This is a genomic window from Pseudomonas sp. PvP027 (genome assembly GCF_017833005.1).
GTDB lineage: Bacteria > Pseudomonadota > Gammaproteobacteria > Pseudomonadales > Pseudomonadaceae > Aquipseudomonas > Aquipseudomonas congelans.
Genome location: NZ_JAFIBK010000001.1, coordinates 5,291,684 through 5,303,990 on the forward strand (window position 1 = coordinate 5,291,684; position 12,307 = coordinate 5,303,990).

The 12,307-nt window shown below is 59.7% G+C and carries 12 protein-coding genes; 5 read left to right on the forward strand and 7 right to left on the reverse strand.

Going from position 1 to position 12,307, the window contains the following annotated elements:
- Positions 1-12: 12 nt before the first annotated feature.
- Positions 13-1,317 carry a homogentisate 1,2-dioxygenase gene (hmgA, locus tag JOE33_RS23070; protein WP_032611640.1) on the forward strand — a complete coding sequence of 435 codons (1,305 nt, stop codon included), beginning with the start codon at positions 13-15 and terminating at the stop codon, positions 1,315-1,317.
- Entirely contained in the window at positions 1,317-2,612 is a 1,296-nt protein-coding gene (gene fahA, locus JOE33_RS23075) for a fumarylacetoacetase (RefSeq protein WP_187625413.1), read from the forward strand. Before hmgA ends, fahA begins: the two co-directional genes overlap by 1 nt.
- Positions 2,613-2,638: 26 nt before the next feature.
- Here fahA and JOE33_RS23080 read toward each other — a convergent pair whose 3' ends face one another.
- Positions 2,639-3,253, reverse strand: coding sequence for a TetR/AcrR family transcriptional regulator (locus JOE33_RS23080; protein ID WP_032611636.1), 615 nt, complete (start codon positions 3,251-3,253; stop codon positions 2,639-2,641).
- Positions 3,254-3,447: 194 nt separating this feature from the next.
- On the opposite strand from JOE33_RS23080, the gene JOE33_RS23085 reads away from it, so the two are divergent.
- The 3 genes from JOE33_RS23085 (at position 3,448) to JOE33_RS23095 (ending at position 6,882) form a co-directional block, all read left to right on the forward strand.
- A complete protein-coding gene (locus JOE33_RS23085) occupies positions 3,448-4,539 on the forward strand; it encodes an MBL fold metallo-hydrolase (protein WP_010438687.1) in 1,092 nt (363 codons plus the stop codon).
- Positions 4,540-4,651: 112 nt separating this feature from the next.
- A complete protein-coding gene (locus tag JOE33_RS23090; protein WP_187625412.1) occupies positions 4,652-5,869 on the forward strand; it encodes a cyanate transporter in 1,218 nt (405 codons plus the stop codon).
- Positions 5,870-5,946: 77 nt separating this feature from the next.
- A complete protein-coding gene (locus JOE33_RS23095; RefSeq protein ID WP_187625411.1) occupies positions 5,947-6,882 on the forward strand; it encodes a LysR family transcriptional regulator in 936 nt (311 codons plus the stop codon).
- 7 nt (positions 6,883-6,889) lie between these two features.
- Here JOE33_RS23095 and JOE33_RS23100 read toward each other — a convergent pair whose 3' ends face one another.
- From JOE33_RS23100 to JOE33_RS23125, 6 genes are all read right to left on the reverse strand, one after another.
- Positions 6,890-7,039, reverse strand: coding sequence for a hypothetical protein (locus JOE33_RS23100; protein ID WP_002554136.1), 150 nt, complete (start codon positions 7,037-7,039; stop codon positions 6,890-6,892).
- A 126-nt stretch (positions 7,040-7,165) separates the two neighbouring features.
- The gene (locus tag JOE33_RS23105; RefSeq protein WP_163023614.1) at positions 7,166-7,843 is read right to left on the reverse strand and encodes a type 1 glutamine amidotransferase domain-containing protein; all 678 of its coding nucleotides are present in this window, start codon (positions 7,841-7,843) and stop codon (positions 7,166-7,168) included.
- A gap of 165 nt (positions 7,844-8,008) precedes the next feature.
- A complete protein-coding gene (locus JOE33_RS23110) occupies positions 8,009-9,226 on the reverse strand; it encodes an aldose 1-epimerase family protein (protein ID WP_010438692.1) in 1,218 nt (405 codons plus the stop codon).
- Positions 9,227-9,690: 464 nt separating this feature from the next.
- Entirely contained in the window at positions 9,691-10,035 is a 345-nt protein-coding gene (locus tag JOE33_RS23115; RefSeq protein ID WP_096243212.1) for a hypothetical protein, read from the reverse strand.
- Positions 10,036-10,116: 81 nt separating this feature from the next.
- Complete coding sequence (locus tag JOE33_RS23120; RefSeq protein WP_010430900.1) at positions 10,117-11,049, reverse strand: hypothetical protein; 933 nt, start codon at positions 11,047-11,049, stop codon at positions 10,117-10,119.
- A gap of 65 nt (positions 11,050-11,114) precedes the next feature.
- Positions 11,115-12,275, reverse strand: a complete 1,161-nt coding sequence (locus JOE33_RS23125; RefSeq protein ID WP_187625410.1) for a TDT family transporter — start codon at positions 12,273-12,275, stop codon at positions 11,115-11,117.
- Positions 12,276-12,307 lie beyond the last annotated feature (32 nt).

Sequence of the window (12,307 nt, forward strand, 5' to 3'; positions counted from 1 at the left end):
CAAGAGGTCCAGATGGCTATCCACTCCAGTTCCGAAGCGTTGGTTTATCAGTCGGGCTTCGGCAACCAGTTCAACAGCGAGGCGCTGCCCGGGGCTTTGCCGATTGGCCGGAATTCGCCGCAGAAGCATCCGCTGGGTCTGTATGCCGAGCAGTTCTCGGGCACCGCTTTCACGGTCGCGCGTAGCGAAGCCCGACGTACCTGGCTGTATCGGATCAAGCCGTCGGCCGCCCATCCGCGCTACCAGCGCATGGATCGGCAGATGGCCGGGCAGGAGCAGGGGCCGATCAACCCCAATCGGTTGCGCTGGAATGCCTTCGATATACCGGTCGCACCCACCGATTTCATCGACGGTCTCATCCCCATCGCCAGCACCTCGGCGGCGGAGCAGGCTGACGGTGTCAGCGTTTACCTGTACACCGCCAATACCTCCATGCAGCGAGCTTTCTTTAGTGCGGATGGCGAATGGCTGGTGGTGCCCCAGCAGGGCCGGCTCAGAATCGTCACCGAACTGGGCATGCTGGACATCGAACCTCTGGAAATCGCCGTCTTGCCGCGAGGGCTGAAGTTCAGCGTGCACTTGCTCGACAGCAGCGCCCGTGGATATCTCTGCGAGAATCATGGTTGCGCCTTGCGCCTTCCGGAACTGGGGCCGATCGGCAGCAACGGGCTGGCCAATTCACGTGATTTTCTGACCCCGATCGCCTGGTTTGAAGACAGTAGCCAGCCTATGCAGCTGGTGCAGAAGTTCCTCGGTGAGCTGTGGTCGACGCAACTGGAGCACTCACCGTTCGATGTGGCGGGCTGGCACGGCAACAACGTCCCGTACAAGTACGACCTGCGGCGTTTCAACACCATCGGTACGGTCAGCTACGATCATCCGGATCCGTCGATTTTCACCGTGCTGACCTCACCGGGAGTTATTCACGGCCAGGCCAACATCGATTTTGTGATCTTTCCACCGCGCTGGATGGTGGCGGAAAACACTTTCCGCCCGCCGTGGTTCCACCGCAACCTGATGAACGAATTCATGGGTCTGATCGACGGAGCGTACGACGCCAAGGCCGAAGGCTTCATGCCCGGTGGCGCTTCGTTGCACAACTGCATGAGTGCGCACGGCCCCGATAATGTCACCGCCGAAAAAGCCATTGCCGCCGAGCTGAAACCGCACAGGATCGACAACACCATGGCCTTCATGTTCGAGACCGGCAAAGTCTTGCGCCCCAGTCGTCACGCGCTCGACTGCCCGCAACTGCAAACCGATTACGATGCGTGCTGGAAGGATATGGCCAGGACATTCACCAAGGAGCCACACTGATGACGACCGTGCTGAATCGTCTTAGCTGGGTCGAGTCTGCCAACGGGCATGCCGATTTTCCGCTGCAGAACCTGCCGTTGGGCGTGTTCAGTCATGGCCAGACCGGTGCGCGTGGCGGGGTGGCCATAGGCAACTGGATTTTCGATCTGCGCGCAGCAGCGGACTCCGGGGTGTTTCAGGGACCGGCCGCCGAGGTTGCCGAAGTCGCCAGCCGCGACCAGCTCAATGATTTCCTTGCGCTGGGCGCCGCTGCGCGCCAGGCATTGCGCGCCGCCTTGTTGCAGTTGCTCGATGAAGACAGTCCGCAACGCGACAGGCTGCAGGGCGTTGCCGGTTTGTTGCTGCCGATGAGTGAGTGCACCCTGCACATGCCCGCTCGGGTGGGTGATTACTCGGACTTCTACGTCGGTATTCATCATGCGCTGAATGTCGGCAAGTTGTTTCGCCCGGACAACCCGCTGCTGCCCAATTACAAATACGTGCCGATCGGCTATCACGGCAGAGCGTCGACCTTGTGCCCCTCCGGTACGGCGGTGCGGCGACCCAGTGGACAAACCCTGGCGGCAGGTCAGGAGGTTCCCGTTTTCGGTCCCTGCAAACGCCTCGATTACGAGCTGGAACTGGGGGTCTGGATCGGGCCGGGGAATGCGCAGGGCGAGGCCATCGGGATCGATCGGGCTGCCGAGCACATTGCCGGATTGTGCCTGCTCAACGACTGGTCGGCGCGTGACATTCAGGCATGGGAATACCAGCCGCTGGGTCCGTTTCTGTCCAAGAGCTTTGCCACCACGATCTCGCCCTGGATAGTGACAGCCGAAGCCCTTGAACCGTTTCGTCGCGCGCAACCGCAACGCCCGGACGGCGATCCGCAACCGTTGGCGTATCTGCTGGATGAACACGATCAGCAGGGCGGGGCGCTGGATATCGAGCTGGAAGTGCTGCTGCTGACTGCACAGATGAAAGACGCCGGGCTGGCGCCTCACCGGCTGGGTCTGAGCAACTCGCTGAACATGTACTGGACAGTGGCGCAGATGGTCGCGCATCACAGCGTCAACGGTTGCAAGTTGCAACCGGGCGACTTGCTCGGCACCGGTACGTTGTCCGGCCCCCAGGAAGGTCAGTACGGCAGCCTGCTGGAGATGACCGCAGGCGGCAAACAACCGGTGACCTTGCCCAATGGTGAAGAGCGAATGTTCCTGCAGCGTGGCGACGAGGTGCTTCTGCGTGCCCGTTGTCATCGCGAAGGGCACGTCTCGATTGGCTTTGGCGAGTGCCGCGGCGTTGTGCTCGACTGAAAATACCGTGCTCGACTGCTTCAGCGTCAGCGGGTTATTTCGTACCAGCCGAGAAACATGTCCAGCGTCGATTCGACCACATTGTGCTGCTCCTCGGGTGTAAGCAATGCAGCACTGAACGTTACCTGCGGCCAGAACGCGAACGACTTGAGCAATGCGTGCATTTGCGTCGCGGCAAAGGCCGGGTCGACCGGTTTCAGGCGGCCGTCCTTCTGCGCGGCGCGAATCCAGGCACTGAAGGTCTCTTCTCGTTCATTGATACGTGCCATCCACACCTGTGCCCGCTCGGGCGAGTGAATGGTCGCGCCTACCACCACGCGGGCCAGGTCGAGAAAGTGACTGTTGGTCAGGTTGCGCATCTTGCCCCACAGCAGTTCCCGCAACTGTTCGCGCAGGCCGATCTGCGGGCGGAAAACCACTTCGGCCTGCGGCGGGGCGCAGCTCCAGAGGCGTTGCAGCATCTCGGCGAACAGTTCTTCCTTGCTGGGGAAGTGGTTATAGACCGTACGCTTGGAAACCTCGGCGCGCGCGGCGATCCGGTCCATGCTGGTGATCTCGAAGCCACGATCGCCAAATTCGGCAATTGCCGCCTGGACGATGGATTCGCGTTTCTGATCGGTGAGGCGCATGGGTTCGGTCATAGGTTCGCTTCAAACGTGCGTTTAGAGAAAATTACACTCAGCAGTTTACTTGTCGCCAAGGATCATGCAAGCTTAAAACTACACCGTGTAGTGTAAAACACTGTTACATATTTTCCCTCGGGCATCCTGCAACAGGATCACGTACGAAGTATGCACAGCTGGAGCCTCAACCTGCCCCCAGGAGTCAGCGAACCATGGCCTCGACACATCAGAAAAAGGACGCATCTTCACTGCCTGTCTTGTCCCGACACGAAGGGCGATACCGCAATCACGCGACGATGAAGCCGTCGAGTCTGTTGCGCACGCTCGGTATTTTCTGGGATCAGGTGTTCCACAAGCCCAAGGACACACGCCCGGCAGGGGAAATTCCGGTCCAGCCGCTGTCGCGTCAGCAATTGCTGGCTGCACCGAACAACACGGTGTATCGCCTGGGGCATTCGACCGTGCTGCTCAAACTGCGTGACCAGTTCTGGCTGACCGACCCGGTGTTCGCCGAGCGTGCCTCACCCGTGCAGTGGGCGGGCCCGCAGCGCTTTCATCAGCCGCCGATCAGCCTCGAAGAGTTGCCGCCGATCAAGGCGGTGATTCTTTCGCACAATCATTACGATCACCTGGATCGCATGGCCATCAAGGCGCTGACCGAAAAGACCGAGCACTTTCTGGCGCCACTTGGCGTGGGCGATACGTTGATCGAATGGGGCGTGCCTGCGCACAAGGTGCGTCAACTGGACTGGTGGCAGTCCACCGAAGTGGCAGGCATCGAGTTCGTCGCCACGCCCTCGCAGCATTTCTCGGGGCGCACGCTGCTCGACAGCAACCGAACCCTGTGGGCGTCCTGGGTGATGATCGATGGCGATCAGCGGATCTTCTTCAGTGGTGACAGCGGTTACTTCGATGGCTTCAAGACCATCGGCGAGCAATACGGGCCGTTTGACCTGACCCTGATGGAAACCGGCGCCTACAACGTCGAGTGGCCCGATGTGCACATGCAGCCCGAGCAGACGCTGCAGGCGCACCTGGACCTGCGCGGTCGCTGGTTGCTGCCGATCCACAATGGCACCTTCGACCTGTCAATGCATGCCTGGCACGAGCCGTTCGATCGCATTCTGGCCCTGGCCTGGGAGCAGAATGTCTCGATCACCACACCGATGATGGGCCAGCCGTTCTATGTGCAATACCCGTGTCGCGGTCTGACCTGGTGGTTGGGCGTGGATGAGGTGGTTGAGTCTGAAACCGAACAGACGGAGAGCGCAGAATCCTGCAGATGCCGTCGGCAGAACGCCTGAAAACCACCTGTGGTAACGGTGAACTGATTTTTAAATGGCAAGGCCCAGATTTTGATTTGTCCCCTGAGCATGCGCCCGGCCTAATCGTGACCTCGATAGCAGTGGTGACGGTATGCAGATACGTAACTCGGTGGTTCAGAATATTGGGTTGATGATCAGTGTCCTGCTGGTGGCGTTGAACCTGCGTCCGTCGATGGCCGCGGTCGGTCCGTTGCTGGTGGCGATTCGTCTGGACATTCCGCTGGGTTTCGGGACGGCGTCATTGCTGACCATGCTGCCGGTCATGACCATGGGACTGGCAATGTTTTTCGGCATGGGCATCGCTCGTTACCTGGGTTCGTATCGCAGCATCATGCTTTCACTGGCGCTTATCGGTCTGGCAACTCTGGCGCGTCTGTTTCTCGATTCTGCTGCGGAACTGATTCTCAGCGCTGTGCTGGCGGGTCTCGGTATTGCCTTGATTCAGGCGCTGATGCCCGCGTTGATCAAATCGCGCTTCAAGTCCGACGTTTCCTTGTGCATGGGCTTGTATGTGACCGCAATCATGGGCGGCGCCGCGCTGGCCGCTTCATTCAGCCCTCTGCTGATGGGCAGCAGCGGCAGTTGGCGCTTCGGCCTGGCGGTCTGGTCGCTATTGGCTCTTCTGGCATTGTGCTTCTGGTTTGCCCAGCGGCACGTATTGCGGCCTGACGCGTCAGCCGCTGCAGGTCTGCGGCAGACCTTCTTCCACACGCCTCGGGCCTGGATGCTGGGGATTTTCTTCGGCCTTGGCACGGCGTCCTATACCTGCGTGCTGGCCTGGCTGGCGCCGTATTATCTGGAGAATGGCTGGAGTGAGCAGAGTGCAGGGCTGCTGCTGGGCTTTCTGACGCTGATGGAGGTCGTATCGGGTCTGCTGGCTCCGGCGTTGGCCAACCGCAGTCGCGATAAGCGCATGGCGCTGGTTGTGCTGCTGATGTTGATGATGATTGGCTTTGTCGGGCTGATTCTGATGCCGCAACAGCTGGGCCTGCTGTGGGCATGCCTGCTGGGGTTGGGGATCGGCGGTCTTTTTCCGATGAGCCTGATCGTATCCATGGATCATTTCGATGATCCACAGCAGGCGGGCAGCCTGACGGCATTCGTGCAAGGTGTGGGTTATCTGATTGCCAGCCTGTCGCCGCTGCTTGCGGGAGTGATTCGTGACCTGACGGGCAGCTTTGAAGGGGCGTGGTGGTCACTGATGACGTTGGTCGCGATCATGCTGTTGATGGTGGTGCGACTCGACCCCCGACGTTATGCTGATCATCTGCGCAACGCACTCGGCGAACCTGTCATCACTGGCAGGTAGGCGGCATGATCGCATTTTGATGCTATCTTGTGCGCGTTGACCTGACCGCCTGGTCACAGCGCCAGCGAGATACCCTGATGCTTAACAGTAATGCCCTGAGAAAGCTGGACATGCAGGACCTGATGGTCTTTGTCTCGGTGTATGAGCAGCGCAATCTGACCCTGGTCGCGGAAGCGTTGCATGTCAGCCAGTCGACGGTCAGTTACTGCCTGAAAAAGCTGCGTGCGAACTTCGAAGACGATCTGTTCATCTGCACCCGCAATGGCATGCGTCCGACCCGCAAGGCGCTGGCCATGCACGACCATGTGCAGCAGATTCTCCGCTCGGTCAATCTGTGCCATAACGGCCTCGACCTGTTCGACCCGACTCGTGCACAGACCACCTTCACAGTCTGCGCCCCTGAGTATTTCGAGCTGCTGGTATTGCCGCATTTGATGCGTGACTTTGTTGCCGCCGGTTTCTCGGTGACGGTCAATGTGCAGAAGCTGGAGAAGCAGTTGCCTGCCGAGCAATTGAACGATGGTCTGTTCGACCTTGCCCTGTGCTTCGGGCCTGGGTTTCACCGAGTCCCGGACAGTCTGATTTCGCAGGTATTGATGGAGGATGATCTGGTTTGCGTCATGGACTCCCGGTTTGCGCCGCTCAGCGCCCTGATCGACCTTGAAACCTTCATCCAGCATCGTCATGTCTATCCGACGCCGTGGACGTCCGACACCAACATGGTGGATGGCTGGCTGCAGCAGCAGGGGCTGGAGCGCAACATCGTCGCGCGGGCCAACAGCTACCGGGCGGCCTTGCAATTGCTGGAAGGCACCGATTTCATGCTGGTGCTGCCACGGCGCATTCAGACGCTGCTGGGTAATGAACTGTGGATTTCAGTATTCGAACTACCGCCTGACCTGCCAGGCTTCAGCCTGGACATGCTGTGGAGCGCCCAGGCGGATAGAGACGAAGCCAGTGGCTGGCTGCGTGAACAAGTCGTGAAGGTGTGTGCCGAACGCGGCCTGCTCTGACGCGGTGTCAGTTGCCTGACTTGTCTTTCTGCGGGTCGGGTGAGGTCGCAGGTCGAGCCTGTTCACCCTGCTGATTGAGCTGTTTGTTCTTCTCGCCCACTTTGCCGGCGTTTTCCGGCTTGTGATCGAGGTCTTCGCGTTTGGATTCATCGGCCATGACCGTACTCCTTCTTGTTGGGGTGTGTGGTTATTGGTCAGTGTGGCGTGGGCAAGATTCGATTTAAATGACGCGCGGTCCGTTGCCCGATGCTGATAGCGTCGAACGCCGAACCGCGCAAACCGATCAGTTCAGCAGAGTGATCAGGTCTTTGGCCGCCTGCGCAGAGCTGGCCGGGTTCTGGCCAGTCACCAGTTTGCCGTCGGTCAGCACGTAAACGCCCCAGTCGTCGCCCTTGGAATAGTCACCGCCCAGTTGCTTGAGCGTGTCTTCGACCAGAAAAGGCACGACATTGGTCAGGCCGACCGCTTCTTCTTCACTGTTGGTGAAGCCTGTGACGCGGCGACCTTTGACCAGCGGCCGGCCGTCCGGCGCTTTTACGTGACGCAATACGCCAGGTGCATGACAGACCATCCCGTGTGGCTTGTCTGCCTTGGCAAAAGCCTCGATCAGAGCGATGGAGTTCTTGTCTTCAGCCAGGTCCCACAGCGGGCCGTGACCGCCCGGGTAGAACACAGCATCGAAATCGGCGGCATTGACGTCAGCCAGGCGGCCTGTGCTGGCGAGCGCTTTCTGCGCTTCAGCATCTTTGGAGAAACGCTTGGTGTCTTCGGTCTGAGCGTCTGGCTCATCGCTTTTCGGATCCAGCGGTGGTTGACCGCCTTTCGGAGAAACCAGGGTAACGTCGGCACCGGCCTCTTTGAACGCGTAATACGGCGCGACGAACTCTTCGAGCCAGAAACCGGTTTTCTTGCCGGTGTCGCCCAGTTGGTCATGGGATGTCAAAACCATCAGGATTTTCATGTGCATGCTCGTCTTCGGAGGGTTGAGAGGGTGTAGACAGGCGAAAACCTCAAGTGTTGTGAGAATTTTTACGACCTGAACGAGCAGGGCCGGATGTCGACACAATGGCTTGCGTCGACATCCGGCCCTGTTTCATCGCTGTGTTGAAGAGACGTCACATGAGGATCATTGCTCTTTGGTCAGATCCACCAGCGGCTCTTTGCGCACTTCGGTCTCGCGACCGTCCTGAATGTGCTTGACCTGCCCAAGGGCTTTGTCCACCGCGCCCTTGTCAGCCAGCAGGCTGTAGCTGATCTGGAACTGACGTTGCTCTTTCGGGGCAATGGTTGGCACCAGGTTCAGCGGGCGCTGGAAGCGGCGGTTATAGGAGAAGCTGGTCCCCGGTTCCAGGCCGGTGACGTAGCCCTGGCCTTTGGTGTCGGTGTTTTTCCACAGCGAGAACACCGGCAACTGCTTGGTATTGAAACCGACCGACACACCCAGGCTGCCAGCCTTGTTGTGCAGCACGGTCAGCGTGTCACCCTTGGCATCACCGTAGGGCACGATGTTGTAGACCGTCTCGTCGTAATCCGGCGTCGGTGCGCGGTAGGTCTGCCAGTCGCCCAGGTCACCCTTGGCTTTTTCATTGAATGGCGAAACCTGTTTGACCGGTGCTTCGAAACGCGCCCCTTGCTCGAGGAACGGCGTGCTGAAGTTGCTGTGGTACAGCGCCTGGTATTCTTTCGGATAGTCGCCATTGTTGGTCAGCGTATCGTTGAGCGAAAAGCTCGTGCTGCCCGGCTCGGTGACCAGTTCGGTCTGCACCGAGAAGTCGACCTTCTTGAACGCCTGCTCCTTCAATTCACCCTTGAGGCGAATCGCGTAAGGCGGTTTTTCATCGATCTGCAGTGTCACCTTGCTCGCCGGAATGTTGGCGGCACGGCCGTGCAGGGTCAGCAGTTCGCCGTTATCCATGCCCGGATGGCCCACCCACTCATAGCCGCAGCGAGTCACCAACTCGTTGAAACCTTCCAGCCAGCCCAGTCCGCCGCGTCCATTGAGCTCGATGAAGGCCGGATTGACCACGTCCTTGACCGGCGAATCCCAGCCCATGCGCACATCGCCGACTGATGCCTGCAGCACGTTCATGCCACGGGTCGGGACGACTGACAGCTTCATCGTGCCGTTGTCGATATCGATGATGCTCACGCCTTCCTGACGACCGCCGTGCAGCGTACGCATTGTGATAGTGAACGGCTTGTCGGTCTTGACGCCCAGTTGCTGGCTGGTGATCTGCTGATTCTGCGCAGCCTTGTCGGTGTCGAGCAGCACGTAATCCCAGGCAAACACACTGGAAGCGGCTGTGAGGGCGCTGAGGCCCACGAGCAGGGGAAGGGATTTCATGGTGGTGGTCCTTCTGTAATTATTGGAATTATGGTGTTGCGTATCGTCTGAGTAGCCATTTAACGCCGAGTTAAACGATTCAGCAATGGCCTGAGTCCAGGCAAAGCGTTTTTCAGTCGCAATGGCACTGACGGCATAGAGTGCGAGGTTACTTTGGCCTCATCAAAATGACTCGTCGAACCTCAATCCACCTCCCGGCATAGAACCGCTGTGTGACGCGGAGCGTCACGAACTGCATTCCCACGCGGAGCGTTGGAACGATAGTCAAACAGCCGCCGCTCTCAGCGCAGTGCCTTTCGACGGCAATGGCACTGACGACGCAGAGTGCGACGTTAGTGACGGCTGAATCCTGGCGCTGATCCGGGAGTAGCCTGGCAGGACGCCAGGCTAGCCGCATTCCCACGTGGAGCGTGAGGAACGAGAGGTGCCTCGGCCCAGCATAACCAGGCACGTTCAAGCCACGATCATTGAGAGCCCGACGACTGTCCTTTAACCTGATCGAGAGCGGGCTGCCAGGCTATCGCCTCACCCAGCAACCGCTCGATCTGCGCATGCTCCCAGCCACTGAGCAAGCTCACCGGATCGGTGCGCAGCCAGCTTTCGAACGAGCCTTCCCGACCCTGCGGGCAGCGACATGCGCGACAGCGGGTCGGGCTGCCTTCGGTTATGTCCAGAGTCAGCAGCCAGCCCTCGATCTCGACCTGCTGCAGCCCGGAACCGGATGGCATGCCGATTAGCTTCAGCGACCGCGTACCCATCGCAGCATCGCGCAGTTGCTGATACACCTCACGAGTCGTCAGCGCTTTCACAGGCGTCCCTCAATTCCATTTTGCTGAGTAAGGCAGGATTCCGAATCATGCCGGTTAAAGCAGACATGCGAGGCAGGCGCTTCAAAACGTTGAAGGCGCGCCAAACAGGCTTTCGATCTCGGGCCGGGTCTGGTTGATCGCACCCAGCTGACGGATCAACTGGGCCTGCCTGCTGCCACGCACGCCGGCAGTGGTCATCAGCGCATCGCGCACGTAGGTGTAGACACCGCTGACACCAAACGGTGTGATGTAGCGAACATGCTTGCTGAGGCCTTGGGTGATCGTCTTGAAGTGCTCGCTGGCGTAATAGGTTCTGCGCGTCCAGGCCGATTCGAACACCAACTCCATCATGACGATATTCAGGCGCGACTCTTCGACCTCGTGATTAACATCCGGCGCCGGTGGTGCAGGCTTGGCGTTATCGTAGGGTTGTGCGAGGTGCAGGCGCAGTTTCAGCACGGCATCGGAACTGGCCATGTCATGGGCGAGTTGCTCAATGGCTTTGCGGGCTGCAGGCAGGTCAGCGCTGGCGAGATGAAAGTGCAGATGCATCTTGTCCTGCGCGGCGGTTTCGTTGGGGATCGGGTCGGGCAGACGATCCACCAGGGTGCTGGAGCCATCCGGAACGTCGTAGGCGATGGTTTCCTCGAACATGTTCTGCTCGTCGGAGAACAGCAGGGCACTGGCATCCTTGAATTGTTTCTGCGCTTCGGCGGACAGAAAACCGATCTCGACGCCACCATCCAGCACGTAGCCCGGCAATGCCGTAACGCCTTCGATGACTGGCCACAGGTGGCCGTCCTTTTCGCGCGTCAGGTGATGCTGAACATACCAGCCCAGGCCTTCAAGCCTGGCGCACAGCGGGCCATGAACGTCGCGCCAGTAAGTCGCGAACAGTTCATGGGGAACACCCGTCTTGCGCAGCACGGTGGTGTAGGAGTTGATAACGATGTTTTCATCGCGAGCGGCGTGGTTGCCGGAAAAGGTGCTCGCGGAAAATACTGAGTTGGGCATGAAGGCTCTCTGTCATGAAGATATTCCTCTCAGGCGCCTCGTCGCAGAGGTAAGTTCAAGGAAACTTACCGGCGGACACCCCCTTGTGCGGCGATGCAAGGCGAGACGAACAGATAACCCCGATAGGCACCGGCCAGCGTCCGTACCGACACGACCGACCACATCAGCGCCAGCAGCGCGACGAGCCACGTGCCAAACACATCAAACAAGCCCAGATGCAGGGTAGCGCCGAGTTTGAGCGTTGCCAGCGCATACACCCCGAGCGGGAAGGTGAAGGCCCACCAGCCCAGATTGAAACCGATGCCCTGTTTCACGTAGCGCACCGTAATCAGCACGGCCAGCGCCATCCACCACAGACCCAGCCCCCAGAACAGCGTACCGACCAGCACACCGATGCCTGCTGCCACCGTGCCGATGGATGCGAGGCCGTGGGCGGCGAAGATGGCCGGGGCGTCGCTGCCCATCACCAGCATGCCCAGTGCGCCCGTACCGATGGGACCGAGTGCCAGCCAGCTGGACGCCGCCATGCTTTCATGGGGCAGTTTGTGCAACGCCAGGCGCAACAGCAGAATCACCAGAATGCTCAACGCTACGGGCACCGAGTAGGCCCACAGTACGTAGCTGGTGATCAGCACGGTGAACTGCGAGTCCGCGGCCGCAAGATGCGTCGTCAGCGATCCCCCGCAGGCTGCGGCGACTTCTGCCGCCACCACCGGTAACAGCCAGACAGCGGTCATCTTCTCGATGCTGTGTTCCTGACGGGTGAACATCATGAAAGGAATCAGCACGCCGCAGGCCATGGCCATTGCCACGTCCAGCCACCACAAGGCTTCGGCAACCGGGACTATGGCACTGCCCCAGCGCGCCGGCCCGAACACCAGCAAGCCATTGATGATGGTTGCCAGGCCCATGGGGATGGTGCCGAAGAACATCGACACGGTGGAGTGCCCGAAGACCTGCCGTGCTTCATCGAAAAACAGCAACCAGCGGCTGGCGTACATTACGCTGAACAGCGTGAACAGGGCGATGTTCAGGAACCACAACGCTTCGCCCACCGCGCGCAGCGAAGCAGGGCCACCCGGCAGTTGAGCCAGCGCCAGCGACAGAATCCCGGTACCCATGGTGACGGCGAACCAATTGGGAGTGAATTGTCGAATCGCTTCCAGCGGGCTGGTCAGTGCTGCGAAAGGGGCTTTGCCCTTGATGAGGATTGCGAGCCTGCTCATGACAGTCTCCCTGCTGATGGTTTCGGGACGTG